The sequence below is a fragment of the Paenibacillus sp. FSL H3-0302 genome, from assembly GCF_037982245.1.
Lineage (GTDB): Bacteria > Bacillota > Bacilli > Paenibacillales > Paenibacillaceae > Paenibacillus_AQ > Paenibacillus_AQ odorifer.
This window is the reverse complement of sequence record NZ_CP150284.1, coordinates 5,995,566-6,011,827: the sequence shown is the minus strand read 5'-3', so window position 1 is coordinate 6,011,827 and position 16,262 is coordinate 5,995,566. Positions and strand designations below refer to the sequence as shown.

The 16,262-nt window shown below is 44.7% G+C and carries 14 protein-coding genes; 9 read left to right on the top strand and 5 right to left on the bottom strand.

All coding sequences use genetic code 11. The annotated features are described in order from the left end of the window. Positions 1-73: 73 nt before the first annotated feature. Positions 74-829: an AraC family transcriptional regulator gene (locus MHH50_RS26630; RefSeq protein WP_076130295.1), complete on the bottom strand. Its 756-nt coding sequence runs from the start codon at positions 827-829 to the stop codon at positions 74-76. Between the two features lie 327 nt (positions 830-1,156). Between MHH50_RS26630 and MHH50_RS26625 the strand changes: the two genes are divergently transcribed. The 9 genes from MHH50_RS26625 (at position 1,157) to MHH50_RS26585 (ending at position 11,123) form a co-directional block, all read left to right on the top strand. Then, complete coding sequence (locus tag MHH50_RS26625; RefSeq protein WP_340033673.1) at positions 1,157-2,296, top strand: BMP family ABC transporter substrate-binding protein; 1,140 nt, start codon at positions 1,157-1,159, stop codon at positions 2,294-2,296. Between the two features lie 117 nt (positions 2,297-2,413). Beyond that, the gene (locus tag MHH50_RS26620) at positions 2,414-3,976 is read left to right on the top strand and encodes an ABC transporter ATP-binding protein (protein WP_340033672.1); all 1,563 of its coding nucleotides are present in this window, start codon (positions 2,414-2,416) and stop codon (positions 3,974-3,976) included. Then, complete coding sequence (locus tag MHH50_RS26615) at positions 3,969-5,015, top strand: ABC transporter permease (RefSeq protein ID WP_036685569.1); 1,047 nt, start codon at positions 3,969-3,971, stop codon at positions 5,013-5,015. Before MHH50_RS26620 ends, MHH50_RS26615 begins: the two co-directional genes overlap by 8 nt. Continuing rightward, on the top strand, positions 5,012-5,950 hold the full coding sequence (locus MHH50_RS26610; protein WP_036685567.1) for an ABC transporter permease: 939 nt from the start codon (positions 5,012-5,014) through the stop codon (positions 5,948-5,950). Before MHH50_RS26615 ends, MHH50_RS26610 begins: the two co-directional genes overlap by 4 nt. A 40-nt stretch (positions 5,951-5,990) precedes the next feature. Beyond that, a complete protein-coding gene (locus MHH50_RS26605; RefSeq protein WP_340011346.1) occupies positions 5,991-6,947 on the top strand; it encodes a nucleoside hydrolase in 957 nt (318 codons plus the stop codon). Between the two features lie 3 nt (positions 6,948-6,950). After that, entirely contained in the window at positions 6,951-8,348 is a 1,398-nt protein-coding gene (locus tag MHH50_RS26600; protein ID WP_340011345.1) for an ADP-ribosylglycohydrolase family protein, read from the top strand. Positions 8,349-8,833: 485 nt separating this feature from the next. Further along, on the top strand, positions 8,834-9,595 hold the full coding sequence (locus MHH50_RS26595; protein ID WP_340034647.1) for an ATP-binding cassette domain-containing protein: 762 nt from the start codon (positions 8,834-8,836) through the stop codon (positions 9,593-9,595). Next, complete coding sequence (locus MHH50_RS26590) at positions 9,588-10,250, top strand: methionine ABC transporter permease (RefSeq protein ID WP_036685560.1); 663 nt, start codon at positions 9,588-9,590, stop codon at positions 10,248-10,250. The genes MHH50_RS26595 and MHH50_RS26590 overlap by 8 nt, the downstream gene beginning before the upstream one ends. A gap of 42 nt (positions 10,251-10,292) precedes the next feature. Beyond that, complete coding sequence (locus tag MHH50_RS26585) at positions 10,293-11,123, top strand: MetQ/NlpA family ABC transporter substrate-binding protein (RefSeq protein WP_036685556.1); 831 nt, start codon at positions 10,293-10,295, stop codon at positions 11,121-11,123. Positions 11,124-11,211: 88 nt separating this feature from the next. Here the strand turns inward: MHH50_RS26585 and MHH50_RS26580 are convergent, their stop codons facing one another. From MHH50_RS26580 to MHH50_RS26565, 4 genes are all read right to left on the bottom strand, one after another. Next, positions 11,212-13,746, bottom strand: coding sequence for an FtsX-like permease family protein (locus MHH50_RS26580; protein ID WP_340033670.1), 2,535 nt, complete (start codon positions 13,744-13,746; stop codon positions 11,212-11,214). Further along, positions 13,743-14,441: an ABC transporter ATP-binding protein gene (locus MHH50_RS26575; RefSeq protein ID WP_076184824.1), complete on the bottom strand. Its 699-nt coding sequence runs from the start codon at positions 14,439-14,441 to the stop codon at positions 13,743-13,745. Before MHH50_RS26575 ends, MHH50_RS26580 begins: the two co-directional genes overlap by 4 nt. 102 nt (positions 14,442-14,543) lie before the next feature. After that, entirely contained in the window at positions 14,544-15,581 is a 1,038-nt protein-coding gene (locus MHH50_RS26570; RefSeq protein ID WP_076130303.1) for a HAMP domain-containing sensor histidine kinase, read from the bottom strand. Beyond that, on the bottom strand, positions 15,578-16,261 hold the full coding sequence (locus MHH50_RS26565; protein ID WP_076310231.1) for a response regulator transcription factor: 684 nt from the start codon (positions 16,259-16,261) through the stop codon (positions 15,578-15,580). Before MHH50_RS26565 ends, MHH50_RS26570 begins: the two co-directional genes overlap by 4 nt. Between the last annotated feature and the right edge of the window lies 1 nt (position 16,262).

Below are 16,262 nucleotides of genomic sequence, written 5' to 3'. Positions count from 1 at the left end.
TTGGGTTTACAGCAGTAAGCCGTTGAATAGAGAGTTTCTCTATTTCAACGGCTTTTTTTAATCTGATTAGTGATTAACCTGATTGATTATTAATGCGGAATGCTCGCGGGGTAAGACCTATTTCTCGTTTAAACATATTGCAGAATTGGGCATCGTTCACAAAACCTGCAGCAGCAGATACTTCAGAGATTTGCATCTGAGTATGACGTAATAGAGACTTTGCATAATCCAGGCGTTTTAACAGCAAATACCGCAGGGGTGAAGACCCGAAACGTTCTTTAAATAGATGGCGAAAACGATCGTAACTATATCCGGACATTTCTGATAGTGTTTCGACGGACAATTTATGGCGATAATGCTCATTCATATAATTAAGGACATATTGTACTCGATCTTCTGTTGGGGATTGATATCCAGAGGCACTAAGAAGCCTCATAAGATGGACGGTAATCTCGCTCATTTGTAGGTTTAGAAGCTCAGAGAATCCGTCTTGCTTGCGTGTAAACTCTGCTTTCATTCGCAGCAGGATTTGAAGAACGGTCTGATCTTTATCATCTTCATATACGCCGAGCAGATTACTCATATTAGGGTGTTCCGAGTGGAAGCCTACAAATAATACATTTGCATCCTCACGGTGGTGCTCGTCATGTTTATGATTGGGTGGCACAAGCGCGAAAGAAGAGGAGCGAAAATGGTAACTTCGTGGGCCAACATTGGTTGTCCCTACCCCCTGTAAATAATAGACTAGTTCGTAGCATTCATGCTGGTGTGGAGGGATATAAGTATTTAGCTCATGTGTGGCACTTACAATATATAGAACACGATCCATGATGATCCTCCAATACTTATGTTTTAGCCGAATCGTACAAAACAATGACCGAAATCATATAATTATTTTTAATAATATTTGTTATGATCGTATCAATAAATCCGAAAGTTCGCAACCTGACTGGCCATCTCGTTCGGAAATAAAGCGGATTATTAATAATAATGGTATTTTTATTGCTATTTTTGAGCCTAAACGTTAAATTTATTACTTTTAATGATACTTTATTTGGAAAAAAGAGAATTTCCATTTGAACCGTGAATTATACAATGGGTGAAGATGGGATTCTGCGGATTACTAACCAACTAAAATTAGGGGTGGAATAGAGTAATGAATAAAAAAGTTCTTTCTTTGTTGTTATTAATGGTGATGGTTCTGGTCACAGCATGTGGGAATAACACGTCCAATAACGGTTCTTCTGCGAATACTGGATCAAACGCTGCTGAGGGTGGAGAAACAGGTGCAGGGGATAAACTCAAGGTTGTATTGCTGATTCCGGGGACACTTGGGGATAAATCATTTTTTGATTCCGCTAATAACGGCTTGCAAAAGGTTAAGGATGAACTTGGTGCAGAAACAAAGGTTGTTGAAATGGGCGTTGATAAAACGAAATGGGAGCCTACATTTAACGATATCGCTTCCGAGGATTGGGATGTAATTATTTCTGGCGGTTCTGAAATTACAGAGATGTTTAATGCAACGGCAGAATTGTATCCAGACAAAAAATTCATTAATTATGATACCGACATCGATGAAGCACCAGATAACATGTACAACATGTCTTATGCGACAAATGAAGTATCTTTCTTGGCAGGTGCAGTAGCAGCATTAGCTACACAATCGGATATGCCGAATGCTACCCCTGAGAATGTGATTGGGTTTGTGGGCGGTATGGATATTCCGGGGATTAATGCTTTCTTGGTCGGTTACATTCAAGGTGCTCAGTACGTTGATCCTGATGTAAAAGTGGCTGTGTCGTACGCTGGTGATTTTGTTAACCCGGCAAAAGGTAAGGAGCTGTCTCTAATTCAATATAACTCCGGTGTGGATGTTATTTTTAACGTGGCTGGGGGTACAGGTCTTGGGATCTTTGACGCAGCTAAAGAGAAGAAAAAATATGCAATCGGTGTAGACTCCGATCAGGCAATGTTGATTAACGATACAGATAGTGAAAAAGCAAATCTAATCGTTACTTCATCTATTAAAAAGATTGATACGGCTATTCTAGGTGCAGTGAAGAGATTGCAAGAGGGTACGCTAGAAATGGGCAAACGTGATGTAATGAGCTTTGTAGATGATGGTGTAGGTATTGCTGAGAATGATATTTATAAAAATGTATTCCCGGCTGATCTTCAGGCCAAGGTTGAAGAAGTGAAGCAAAAGCTGATCAATAAAGAAATTAAAGTGGATAATGCGATGGGGATGGAAACCGCAGAGGTAGAAGCTATTCGTAACGCAGTTAAGCCTTAAGCTTTAAATCTTAAGATCAGCTCTATAGAGATAAACCTACAGTTGGAGATTCTTCTAGTCAGGGGAATTCCAGCTGTATATTTTTGCAGACCTCCAAGTTGAAAGGCGTTGAGACCTATGTACACAGCTCTGCTGGAAATGCGGGGAATTACCAAGGTATATCCCAATGGCGTCGTTGCAAATAAAGACGTGCATTTTTCTTTACGTGAGGGAGAAATACATGCGATTGCAGGTGAGAACGGTGCAGGTAAATCGACTTTAATGAAGATTATGTTCGGCATGGAAGAGCCAAGTGAAGGCGAGATCTATATCAAGGGTGAAAAAGTAAAGCTGCAATCCGCTCAGGACGCCATTGATAGAGGCATCGGCATGGTCCACCAGCATTTCATGTTGGTACCTTCTTTTACGGTGGCAGAGAATATGGTGCTGGGTATGGAGCCGCGCAGAGGAGTTGGCATTAATTATGCCGAGGCTGTGCGCATGACGGAAGAGACCGCAAGGAAATACAATCTGGCCGTGGATCCAAAGGCAAAAGTAGAGGATCTTACAGTTGGGATGAAGCAAAAGGTTGAGATTCTTAAGGCGCTGCTGCGTGGTGCGAAAATTCTGGTGCTTGATGAGCCAACTGCGGTGTTGACTCCACAGGAAACAGAGGAATTGTTCCGCGAGCTTAAGCAATTAAGGGAACAGGGGCATACGATAGTTTTTATTTCGCACAAATTAAAGGAAGTCAAAGCGATTTGCGACAGAATTACGATTATGCGCAGCGGCCGTAGTGAAGGTGTTTTTCAAACACAGGATGTGACAGAACAGGAAATCTCGCGGTTAATGGTCGGCAGAGATGTCGTGCTGAAATATGACAAAGAGATTCTGGCTGTTAGTGAGCCAGTACTAACGGTGCAGGGACTCGGTGTGAATGATGCAGATGGCAAAGCATTATTGTCGGATATCAATTTTGCGGTACGTGGTGGGCAGATCGTTGGGATTGCTGGTGTAGAAGGCAACGGGCAGACACAGCTTATTGAAGCTCTTACAGGTAGCTTGAGAGGTGTCTCAAGTCAGGGTTCTGTACTAGTGAAGGGAAAGGATATCCGTGAATCGGATATTTTGGATATTCGTAAGCTAGGCGTTTCCTATATACCGGAGGATCGGATGTGGCAAGGGATCGCTAGTGAAGCAAGCATAGCTGATAATCTGCTATCTACTCAGTATCGTACAAAAGCAATGAATAAAGGTCTTTTTTTGAATGGCTCACGAATTGCCAAGCTAGCAGTATCCCTTGTAGAGGAATTTAAAGTCCGCTGTTCAGGACCTTCTCAGCCCATAGGAATGTTGTCAGGCGGTAATATGCAGAAGGTGGTCGTAGCTAGAGAGTGTTCGACTGAACCGCAGCTGCTTATTGCAGAACAGCCGACACGGGGTGTGGATATAGGCGCAGCCCAGTTCATACATCAAAAGTTGTTGGAATTACGTTCAGACGATTGCGCGATTTTGCTAGTGTCGGCAGATTTGAATGAGATCTTGGAGATCAGCGATAGTCTGTTAGTAATGTACGAGGGTAAGATTGTTGCCTTTTTCGAGGAGCCATCTAAGGTTAGTGAGGAAGAATTAGGTCTTTATATGCTGGGGATTCATCGACAGGACGAGGAGCACATCGGGAGGGCCGTAAATCATGTTTAAAGTTAAATATTTTGAGTACATTCGGACATCGGCGGTAATCGTTATTGCACTCGCTATTGCCTTTCTGATCATCTCTTTGGTCAGTAATCAGCCTGTGAAGACGATTGGTATATTCCTATTAGAGCCGTTATCCAGTAAAGGTCATATTGGTAATGTGATTGAGATGGCGATTCCGCTCATGTTCACTGGGTTGGCAGTATCCTTGTTGTTTCGAGCCAATATGTTTAACCTGGGAGCTGAAGGGATTTTCTATTTCTCCGGTGTTGTAACTTCCGTATTGGCTATTCATTTAACGCTGGACGGCTGGCTGCATCCGATGGTAGCTATTGCTGCAGGTTCAATTGTAGGAGCATTGCTCTCGGCAATACCTGGTATTCTGAAGGCAAAATGGAATGCTAATGAGTTGGTTACATCCTTAATGTTCAATAATATTTTGTTCGGAGTAGGGCTATACCTACTGAACTATCATCTGCGTGATGCTAAAGCTTTTGCCAATGTATCCTACAAATTCGAGAAAACGGCACTGCTGAGTAAAATGGTCTCGGGCACCCGTATTCATACCGGTCTTATTATCGTTATCGTGCTTATTATTGCAGCTCATCTATTCCTATACAAAACGAAATGGGGATATGAGCTGCGCATGACAGGCATCAACCGGGACTTTGCCCGTTATTCCGGTATGAAGACAGCCAAGGTTATTATTCTCGTCCACTTGATTGCAGGTTTTATCGCAGGTATGGGGGGCTCCGTAGAAGTGCTGGGGATGTATAACCGTTTCCAATGGACGTCACTGCCTGGTTATGGTTTGGATGGTGCCCTTGTAGCGATGTTAGCCAAAAATAATCCGCTGTCCGTAATCGGCTCTGCATTATTCCTAGCGTACATTCGAATTGGGGCTGACATGATGGCGCGTCTGTCTGATGTACCTTCAGAGATGATCTCAATTATACAGGCAATTATCATTCTTCTGATTTCGGCTGAGCAATTTCTGAAATTCTGGAAAAATCGGATGCTCTTGAAGGAGGCGAAGGAAGCGTGAATAGTTTGTTTGATGTGATTTTTACAACTGACTTTGCGTTCTCTGTCCTTCGCGTGACGACTCCGATTCTGTTCGCCGCGCTCGGCGCACTCATCTCCAACCGTGCAGGGATCATTAACATTGGGATGGAGGGCATCATGCTTGTTGCCGCTTTAGCGGGTGTCATCATAAGCAGCTATACACATAGCGCATGGGTAGGTCTGCTTGGGGCGGTGCTGTCTGGAACATTGATCGCTGGAATATTAGCTTTTTTCACCCTGAAATTCAAAACACATATCATTCTCGGGGGTGTGGCCATTAATATGTTCGCTTCGGGAGGCACTGTGTTTATCCTCTATCTGCTTAGTGGCGATAAGGGTTCTTCCACTTCGCTGGCGAGTAAAGTTCTACCTAGTGTCCAGATTCCTTTGTTGAAGGATATCCCGGTGCTTGGACCTATTTTATCGGGGCATCACATTCTGACGTATGTTTCTATATTGGCTGTGTTTGTTGTCTACTATCTATTAAACCGTACACCGCTTGGACTGCGCATTCGTTCAGTGGGTGAAAATCCACATGCGGCTCAATCCGTGGGTGTAAGTGTTGTAAAAATACAGTATATGGCTTTGCTGCTTAGCGGATTTTTTGCCGGTTTAGGCGGTGCTTATATGTCGATGGGGTATTTGTCACTGTTTACCCGCGATATGATCGCTGGCCGGGGCTGGATTGCCATTGCCGCTGAGTCGATGGGAAGAAGTACGACCGTAGGCACGGCGCTGACCTCTTTATTATTTGGTACTGCAGATGCATTGTCGAATGCGCTACAGGTGTTGAAGATTCCTGCGGAGCTAATCGCCACTCTTCCTTATGTAGCCACAGTAATTGGACTTGTGATCTACGCAGTATCTGAGACACGAAAAAAAAATAAAAAACTTAAAAGCCCGCTAGTTAAATAGCGATTGAAATGATTGATACACAGACAAGGAGTGAGTAACTATGCCAACACCTATTATTATTGACTGCGATCCAGGGCATGATGACGCAATAGCGATACTGCTTGCCATAGCAAATTCGGAGAAGTTAGATCTGCGCGGGATTACAACGGTTGGTGGAAACCAAATTTTAGATAAAATCACGGAAAACGCCCTGAAGGTGATCAGCTTCGTGAATGCTGACATTCCTGTAGCTAAAGGGGCTGCTGGCCCACTGTTCGGCAAGCTTGTTACAGGTGAGGAAGCGCATGGAGAATCGGGCATGGATGGGCCGCTTTTGCCTCCAAGTAAATTCCGCCCTGTAGAGCAGGGTGCTGTGGAGTTTATGCTGAATATCATCCGTTCTTCAGAGGAGAAGATTACGCTCGTGCCGATGGCTCCTTTAACAAATATCGCACTGCTAATCACGGCTTATCCAGAGATTAAAGACAGAATTGAAAAAATCTCACTGATGGGGGGAGGTATCTCTTATGGGAATGTCACCTCTACTGCGGAGTTTAATATCTATGTAGATCCTGAAGCAGCCCGTATTGTGTTTGAGTCGGGGATTCCGATCACAATGAGTGGTCTGGATGTGACCGATAAGGCTGCTATTTTTGAAGATGAGATCCTAGCATTGAAAGAGCGGGGACCAGTGTCTACAATGGTCGGAGAATTGCTGGATTTCTATTCGATTTACGGTAAAAAAATGGGCTATGTCGGCAGTGCGCTGCATGATCCATGTGCTGTTGCCTGGCTGCTGCATCCGGAACTATTTGAATCTAAGCATCTATATGTAACGGTGGAGACAGAAGGCAAGCTGACGCGGGGAATGACAGTTGCAGACAGACGGAAGAAGACGGATCGTCCAGCGAATGTGCAAGTATTGGTGGGCGTTGACCGGGAAGCATTTATGAAGCTGATCTTTGATTCACTGGAAAAGCTTGATCAAGAGCTGCTGCTAGCGGCTGAAGGGAAGTAGCCTATGGCAGGATGGGAGAGACTTCAAGAGACCGTGCAGTTTGAAATTGCTCAGCGTGGAGAAGAAGGTTGTCTGATTGAGGGTTTTGCGGATAAGCTAGCGGCTGCTGGTGCCGATGAGCTCAAGCTGATGCAGGTATACAATGAGCTAATGGAGCTTACGATCAGTGAGGATTTTCCGTATCAAGAGCCATCCTCTCTGGAGGAGATTCGTCATCTACGTCCAGAAGGCCCACGTAAGCTTGAGGCGGACTGGAGCGAAGCGGAATGGAGAGATAAGTTCTATGGAGCCTGGCTCGGTAGAAGTGTCGGCTGCGCACTCGGGAAACCGCTGGAGTATTGGGACTATCTCTATGGGAAAGATGGCCGTCCGGGCTGGGAGAATATTGAGCTATGGTTTCAGGGTGCGGACGCCTGGCCAATTACTGGCTATACGCCTGGGCATTCACGGGCAGAGGCTGAATATGGTCTTGGCTTAAGTGAATGGACACATGCGAGTACCCGCGAGACGATCAAGTATATGGAAAGCGATGACGATATTCGCTACACTGTCCTGGGTCTTATGCTGCTGGAGCAGAAGGGTCTGAACTGGGATTCTTGGGATATCGGAAAGCTGTGGCATACACATTTAACATATAGTCAGGTGTGCACGGCGGAGACACAGTCATATATGAATTTTGCGCAGGAGACCTCTCATCTGCATGGCGAGAAGCCTGCGGATTGGCTGGTGCGGCAGGAAAGAGTGCGGATGCACTTAAACCCTTACCGCGAGTGGATTGGTGCCGCTATACGCGCAGATGGACTGGCTTATGGCGCAGCAGGTTATCCTGAGCTTGCGGCAGAACTAGGCTGGCGCGACGCTTCATTTTCACATGTGAAAAATGGCATCTACGGTGAGATGTTTAACGCGGCGATGATATCGGCAGCTTTTGCAGAGAAGGATAATGAACGGATCCTAGAGATTGGCCTTAGCGAGATTCCGCGTACCAGTCGTCTGGCCAGTGATGTTTTGCGGGGGATAGATATTGCGCAGAAGGCCAAAAGTGAGCGGGAGTTGGTTCGTAACATTTGGGATACTTTTAGTCACTATGATGCGGTCCATACAAATAATAATGCTGCTCTTGTAGCTGCGTCGCTTGTTTATGGCGGGAATGATTTTGAAAAAACAGTCGTTACTTCCGTATACGGTGGGATGGATACAGACTGTAACGGGGCTACTGTGGGCTCAATTATGGGAGCGAAGCTTGGAGCAAGTAAGTTGCCGGCTTCATGGATCGAACCGCTTCACGATACGTTATATGCCGATCTGCCCGGATTTCATCCGATAGCGATTTCGGAATGTGCGGAACGCAGCTACCAAGTGTTCTTGAAGATTCGCAGAGAGCTTGGCGAAAAGGCATAAAAGATTTAGCGAGTATGGGACTCGATAGATCAGGGATTCAGGGATTACTATATGAATTATGGGATGTCTTAAGCTATTGGCTTAGACATCCTTTTTTGCGTAACAGCAGGTCTTTAATCACACTCCAAGCAACCAAATGTAGCTTTAACTGCATTTCATACACTTAAAAAAACCAAATATGGCTATATTAACAGTGGAGCGTTTAGTGGTGGGGCAATAGGAGAATCATGATTTCAAGAGGGCAGGATTATCTTTGCTACCCTTTTTTATTTTATTAATAAATGTGTAAAAAGAGCCCGGTATAAAGGGTTTTTAGGTTTTCATCAACCTTCCTGGTATATCATTTAAAGAAAAATGATGACACAGCAGAAGAAATGTCTTATTATTTAAGGAGATTTTTAATAAAACAGATTTTAGAAAATTGTAATACAATGTCTCACTTGATGGAGGTTCATTATATAAGGGAAAGGAAGGGGGAGCTTCTAATACTGTCGCTGAGTCGGGTAAGTAAAGGGTTCAAGCTGAAGGAAGGCATCTATCAGGCTGTAGATGAGGTATCGCTGGAGGTAAAGCAGGGATACATTCACGGGATCATTGGTGAGAGTGGTGCGGGGAAATCTACGCTGCTGCGACTGATGAATCTTCTGGAACAGCCGGATGAGGGAACGGTTACCGTAGATGGCCACAACCTGACCGAAATGCCTAGTAAAGCACTGCGTAAAGCAAGGCAAAAGATTGGAATGATCTTTCAACAATTTAATCTTGTTTATAACGTCACAGTAGAGCGGAATGTTTCGATCCCGCTGGAGCTGGCAGATGTCCCAAAGCATGAACGAATGAAGCGTGTGAAGGAGTGTCTGGATTTTGTTGGACTGGCAGATAAGGCAAAACAATATCCGGCACAGCTCAGCGGAGGACAACGTCAGCGTGTTGCGATTGCCCGCGCACTAGCGAACAGTCCGGGAATATTACTGTGTGACGAGCCAACGTCCTCCCTGGACCCAGGAACCACTACAGATATCTTGAACGTGCTGAAGCATGTGAATTCAAGTCTTGGAGTAACGGTTGTCATTGTTACGCATGAGATGGATGTTGTTAAAAGCATATGTACTCATGTATCGGTGATGGAAAAAGGGCGCATTGTAGATTCGTTCTCTCGGGAAGACGGTGAATTCCGTCCAGCGGCAGCCAGTACCGGGACATACCGCGATCAGATTCTTGGTAAAGCGGGGGAAGATCATGTTTGATAGTGTACTTCAATATCAGGCACAGATGTGGGATTCGATTGGTGAAACCTTTGTGATGGTTGGTATTTCTGTTGGAGCGGCCGTGCTGCTGGGGCTTCCACTGGGTACCTTGTTGTTTTTTTTCCGAAAAGGGCAGCTTTATGAGAATACAACGTTGTCTCTGGTGCTCAACAGTATCGTTAATATTATCCGCTCTTTTCCGTTCCTGCTGCTGGTCGTTGCGCTAATTCCAGTCACTCGTTTCCTGGTCGGGACCGCCATTGGTACGATTGCAGCAGCGGTTCCATTATCTATAATCGCTATTGCCTATTACGCTCGGTTAGTGGAGCAGTCGTTGCTGGAGGTTCCTAAAGGGGTCATTGAAGCAGCATTATCGATGGGAGCCTCGAAGCTGGGCTTGATCTTTAAATTTCTGTATGTGGAAGCTCGTTCGGGTCTAGTCCTTGGACTTACTACTTCTACAATTAGCTTTATCTCCTTCTCGACCGTGATGGGAGTTGTTGGTGGGGGAGGGGTTGGTGATTTCGCTATCCGTTATGGTTATCAGCGTTTTGAGACGGAAGTGATGATCTATGCCATTCTAGTGATGATTGTATTAGTCCAATTGGTTCAGTTCACCGGGGGGACTATCGCAAGGCTGTTGGATAAGCGGTAATACAAAATAGTTCAATATATAAACTGGGGGTTAGTAGTACTAATGAAAAAATCAATGATACTTGTGCTTACATTAATGGTATTGGTCGTAGCGGGTTGTGGCTCTAATAAAGCAGCCGAGAACAATGCTGCAAAAGGTAGTAATGATGAGTTAACCAAATTAAAGATCGCTACACTGATCCCACCTATGACAGAAATTCTGGATATTGTGAAGCCGCTCCTGAAGGAAGATGGCATTGATCTGGAGATCGTTGTTCTCTCTGATAATGTGCAGCCTAATGAGGCGTTGGCTAATAAAGAAGTAGACGCTAACTTTTTCCAACACGTTCCTTATATGAAGCAATATAATGAAAGCAAAGGCTCTAATCTGGTAGAGGTACAGCCTGTTTATGACGCTATTTATGGCGGATACTCCAAACGTTATAAGACTATCGCTGATCTTCCTGAAGGGGCTACGCTTGTAATGGCTAATGATCCATCTAACATCGGCCGTTCATTGCAAATGTTCGCTGCAGCTGATCTTATTAAGCTAAAAGAAGGCGTAGGCATTCAAGCCACACAAGCAGACATTACTGAAAATCCAAAAAAATTCAAGTTTGAAGAAGTCGATCTCCTAATGCTGGCCCGTATGCTTGATGATGGCGATCTGGTAGCCATGACTCCGGCTTATGCGAGCCCACTAGGATTGACACCGAAGAAAGATGCACTGATTACGGAAGGCGAAGATTCCGAATTCACAATTACTTTGGTGGCACGTGAAGATAACAAGGACTCTGACGCCATTCAAAAGCTGGCTAAACGGATCAGCGGTCCTGAAGTGAAGAAGTTCCTTGAGGATAATTACGCGGATATTGCGTTGCCTGCGTTTAAATAAGCTGAATATGGATCTATAAAAAAGGGCAGCCCGGCGATATTTACCGGGCTGCCCTTTTTGTAATAGGAGTATTTAGGTGTGTCTTACATTACTCGGCTTCTCTCAGCCGTTCCACAATGGATGCTTGGGATAACGTTTTATAGGCTCTCAGTGTCACTGTGTAAGCGAGAATTAACAAAATAGGAACGGTGAGGATAAACGGCAGCCAACTCATCTGAAATACCATAAAGGCCATATTATCCGTGATGCTTTTGGAAAGGTTATAGGTCAGCAATATACCTAATGTTGAGGTTATGAGGACGGTTAGCAAAACGGTGTAGAATCCTTCAAGGATCAGCATACGTTTTAGCTGCTTTTTGGTCATGCCAATACTCTCCAGCATGGCAAGTTCATTCCGGCGGGAGACTACCCCGGTGAGTACAGTGTTGATATAATTCAGCACCCCGATTAGAGCAATGACCAGGCTAAGCCCATACCCGACGGTTTGAAAAATGCGAATGAATCCACCGAGCTCATCCTTGTAATCCTCCCTTGATTTTAAAGTTAATTCATCAGTTGAATCTGTTAAAGCTTTGACCACTTGTTCTACCTGGTCCAGCTTAGTCGGATCGACATGTAGTGTGGCTGAAACGATATTGGCTGGATCTGTACCCTTCGGCATTTCCTTCTGCAGCTCCGAAGCAGGGAGGAAGATGTTGTAACCTAACATAGAGTAAGATTTTGTTGTGGCAGCATATACTGCATCATGTTTTACTACTGCCATCACTTCATAAGATTTACCCGACTTCTCGAAAGTGACTGTATCTCCAGGATGATAATAGGTGCGGTAGCTATCTTCTTCTATAAACATGGCCTCAGATATGACCGCATATTTTCCTGAAGCAAACTTCTGCCTGTTAAACTCCCCTTCAATAATATCCTTGTCCACAAGATCATACCAGCCCGGATCTAATCCATATAAATGATTGTAGACCATCCCCACCTTATCTAAAGTGGAGAGAAGATAAGGATGTGGGTCAGCAGTTGCCATTGGCTCCAAAATAGCCCGGACAGCATCATCGATAGGAGATGGAACATATCTGTGGTAAACCTTATCAACAGTTTCTACACCGTCAATATTACTTAGATTGTTGGCGAATTCCTCTGAAAGCTTATATGGATCACCGTCTCGAGGCCCTGTAATACTGACTAGCACTTCATTCTGAACCACAAAATCACCGGAGATAAAGGCACGCAGATATTTATTCACATCCAGTGAGGAGATTACTGTGAAAATGGTACTGAACAAGATGATACTCAAGGAGAGTGAAGAGAGCATCAGGATCAGCTTCTTTTTGCTTCTGAACAGGTTGGAGAACGCCATGTTGTGAAGTTTTGCGCCATGTTTTGATTTTTTGGCATTCCGTTTTCCACCGCTGCTGACTCCGGCAAATTTTACAGCCTCTACCGGCGAGGTTCGCGAAGCCATTCGGCCCGGTTTGCTTGCGGCGATCCATACTGTCATAAACGAGAATGCTGCTGCACCAATAAATATCCACGGGCTAGCAGAATAGACATTATCAGTAGAACCGTTTAAAAATGAGGAGGCCATAGGGAGAATCAGCAGACCTAGCAGATACCCGAACCCCAATCCAAAAGGCAATGCGACGAGATAAAGTGACCGGGCCTGAATGGAGATGATCTTTTTCAGTTGTCGGGGTGTGGTACCGATGGTCTTTAGCAGCCCGTAAAATTTGACATCCCGCACGACGGAAATAAAAAAGATATTGTAGATTAGTAAATAGCCGCTCAGCATGGTGATAAGAATGACAACTGCATAAGGAATGATATTCAGTAGATTATCGGAGAGAGAAACACTTGTATAAGCCGGATTGACACCATAAGGTACATCCAGGCCGGTGTCCGTCAAAATCTTTTGTACCTTCTGTTCAATATTATAAGAATTATTAAACATCACCCCTAGACCTGCGGTGTTCACATAAGAACCCGTTGCTTCAGAGATGTCCGGGTCAATATGGGAAATGTTCTTCTGTGTAAATGCTTCGGATACAAAAGCCAATCCTGACATCGCCAAATTTTGATCGGTTTCGTAATATCCGGAGAGCTTAAAGTCTTGGCTTATGACTTTTTCACCAATGTCTATATCCAGCTTCACAGTCTGGCCTAACTCATGTTTTGCTCCTAGCAAGTCAAGCGCCCAAGTATTTAGGACGATTTCATTCTCTTGGGAGGGCAGTCCGCCGGCTATAAAGTTGATAAAACCGTGGTTGGCATAATTCTCGTCAATTCGAAGGACCTCTACCCGGTGATTCTTGAACAGACTGGTGCTTATATCGCCAACCTTAAGGAAGACGCCATATTCTTTGATGGATGGTTGATTCTTCAGCTTCTCCAACTCGGCAGGATTCAGATATTTGAAGCTTCCATGATAATCGCTGCCGGTAGTCTGCATTTGTGCGCGTTGCATCGATTTGTTAATACTGAGCGCCAAGGTAAACACGCTGGTGATCAAAAGCGTAGTCAGTACGATGGCACAGATGATAGTGAAATTGCGAGCACGGTTGGCTTTGAGGCTTTTTTTGGCTAAAGTAGCAATGGTCTTATGGTTATTCGTGCTGATCATGGCTGGCTCACTCCGGAGCTACGGAGTTGTCCAGTGAAAATGACGCCATCTTCAATACGGATAATACGGTCAGCAGTTTGAGCAATTTGTTCATTGTGTGTGATCATCACAATGGTTTGGTTGAATTTTTCACTCATCTGTTTAAGTAAAATCAGCACTTCTTGGCTTGTTTTGCTGTCCAGATTACCTGTAGGTTCATCTGCTAAGATGATTGAAGGTTTGGTCGCCAATGCTCTGGCTATTGCCACCCGTTGCTGCTGTCCGCCAGACAGATTAGAAGGTAGAGTATTCATCTTTTCCTGCAAGCCTAAAGTGCGGATGATCAGATCAAGATAAGTTTCGTCAATTTTGCCACCGTCCAGTTCAATGGGCAGCACAATATTCTCCCGCACATTTAGTATGGGTACCAAATTGTAGTTCTGAAAAACAAACCCCACCGATCTGCGCCGAAAAATGGTCAGCTTCTCATCACTCATCGCAAAAATATCATTCCCGTCCACGTAAACCTTGCCCTCTGTTGCCCGATCTAATCCACCAAGCATATGAAGAAGGGTGCTTTTGCCGCTGCCGCTAGTGCCGACAATGGCGACAAACTCCCCTTTATCCACTGACAGTGATATACCGTCCAAAGCCTTAACGCTTGCGCCAACCTTTCCATAGTGTTTTTTTAAATTTTCAGTCTGTAGAATCGGCATAACTCTTCCCCTCCAATGAGATCTGTTTGTCCATGATTTAAGGGTAGCAAATCAATCTGACAGGAGAGTGTCTGAATTCTGACCATAATGACACATTCTATTTCAGCGCTGGGGCAGGTAAACAGAGAAAGTTGTACCTTTTCCAGTTTCAGAAATGACGTTGATATGGCCGCCTTGCGCCGTGATAATCTCTCTGGACAAAAACAACCCGATGCCGACCCCCTCGAATTCACGCGCTTGCTTTCCTCGGTAAAACCGCTTAAAGATGTGAGGGATTTCTTCGCTGGGGATTCCAAGTCCAGTATCGGTAAGGTGGAGACAGGTGAACATCTCGTTGCTTTCAGCAAGAACGGAAATTTGTCCGTTATGCGGTGTGTACTTCACAGCATTCTCGAGCAGGTTGAATAGTGCTTCACTTGTCCATTTGACATCGTGGCAGGCTAAGATGTGTGTCCCGCAGTCAATATTGATCGTAATTTGTTTGTTTTCCGCTTGTGCATAAATCTGGGATAAAGCCTGCGTCAGAGTTTGTATGAGCGGTTTCGCCTCAATCTGCTGTAGGGAGATCATTCCTGTTTCCAAACGTGATAATTTGATTAGAGACTGAATCAGCCAATCCAACTTATCTGACTGCGCTTTAATATGCTGTATGTAGTGCCGGACATTCTCATTTAGTCCGGGCATCTCTTCGAGCAACTGACTGAATACCATGATATTAGAGAGGGGGGTCTTGGTTTGATGGGAGATATCCGAGATCAGCTCTTTTATTTTGTTTTTCTCTGTTTGGATATTTCGTTCATTCGCCTTAGCCATCCCTATATACCGCTTTAGTTTATGTTCCATCGAAGACAGAGCGGTTTCTTCATAGTTAGTGAGTGGCGGCAGGTCATGTATAGCCCGTTCAATCGCAGTATCCAAGGTCTGTATATAGATTGCGATCTGGCGGTTCCATAACCAGACCCATACGGCTCCTGTCGCTAATATACAGATGATAAATAGAGAAGTCAGTTGGAGCAGAGTGGGGTCGAACCCGTACAGAAACATTATACTGCCGATAAAACAGGCCACTAGTATAAGGATGATCAGTAAAAAGAGCCTATGAATTTGCTTGAAATTAGCAGGTGGGCTATTGGTTTTCATGGTTTTTGCCCTTCAGTCCACATGTATCCAAGTCCGTAAATGGTCTTGATATATTTGGGTGCTGCCGGGTCATCCTCAAGTTTAGCACGCAGCCGTTTGATGGCTACTGTCAATGCGTTTTCATCCACAAATTCGGCATCCTTGCTCCAGATCTTGTCTATCAGCTGTTCTCGGGTCAAAATATTGCCCGTATTCGTCACCAGCAGCCGCAACAGTTTTTGCTCAGTTTTGCTCAGCTGGAGCGATTGTTTATTTTTGCTGTACTCCAGTTTCTCAAAATCGAGTTCTAACGGACCCAATGTTATTTTTCCAGTCCCTAGCGATTCCGTTCTTCTGAGCACTGCCATTACTCTGGCGCGAAGCACCATTAGGCTGAATGGTTTGGTGATATAGTCATCGCCCCCCAATGCAAAACCGGTGATAATGTCGGACTCCATATCATTGGCGGTTAGGAAAATAATGGGTACGCGTGAGGCCTTGCGAAGTTGCTCGCAATAATCCAGTCCACTGCCGTCTGGCAGATTGATGTCCAGAATGATGAGATCAATAGGGTTTACTGCGAAAATATGCTCCGCCGCGGCAATATCGTAGGCTTGATGGATCATGACATTGTTTTGAGAAAGAGTGAGAGCGATCCCTTTATTTAAACTACGGTCGTCCTCAACGATCAGTATGTTCATA

Excerpts from the sequence above, each read along its gene's own strand:
- MHH50_RS26585 (WP_036685556.1), top strand. The coding sequence starts at position 10,293 with ATGAAAAAATCAATGATACTTGTGCTTACATTAATGGTATTGGTCGTA.
- MHH50_RS26630 (WP_076130295.1), bottom strand. The coding sequence starts at position 829 with ATGGATCGTGTTCTATATATTGTAAGTGCCACACATGAGCTAAATACT.
- MHH50_RS26625 (WP_340033673.1), top strand. The coding sequence starts at position 1,157 with ATGAATAAAAAAGTTCTTTCTTTGTTGTTATTAATGGTGATGGTTCTG.
- MHH50_RS26580 (WP_340033670.1), bottom strand. The coding sequence starts at position 13,746 with ATGATCAGCACGAATAACCATAAGACCATTGCTACTTTAGCCAAAAAA.
- MHH50_RS26590 (WP_036685560.1), top strand. The coding sequence starts at position 9,588 with ATGTTTGATAGTGTACTTCAATATCAGGCACAGATGTGGGATTCGATT.
- MHH50_RS26600 (WP_340011345.1), top strand. The coding sequence starts at position 6,951 with ATGGCAGGATGGGAGAGACTTCAAGAGACCGTGCAGTTTGAAATTGCT.
- MHH50_RS26565 (WP_076310231.1), bottom strand. The coding sequence starts at position 16,261 with ATGAACATACTGATCGTTGAGGACGACCGTAGTTTAAATAAAGGGATC.
- MHH50_RS26605 (WP_340011346.1), top strand. The coding sequence starts at position 5,991 with ATGCCAACACCTATTATTATTGACTGCGATCCAGGGCATGATGACGCA.
- MHH50_RS26575 (WP_076184824.1), bottom strand. The coding sequence starts at position 14,441 with ATGCCGATTCTACAGACTGAAAATTTAAAAAAACACTATGGAAAGGTT.
- MHH50_RS26615 (WP_036685569.1), top strand. The coding sequence starts at position 3,969 with ATGTTTAAAGTTAAATATTTTGAGTACATTCGGACATCGGCGGTAATC.
- MHH50_RS26620 (WP_340033672.1), top strand. The coding sequence starts at position 2,414 with ATGTACACAGCTCTGCTGGAAATGCGGGGAATTACCAAGGTATATCCC.
- MHH50_RS26570 (WP_076130303.1), bottom strand. The coding sequence starts at position 15,581 with ATGAAAACCAATAGCCCACCTGCTAATTTCAAGCAAATTCATAGGCTC.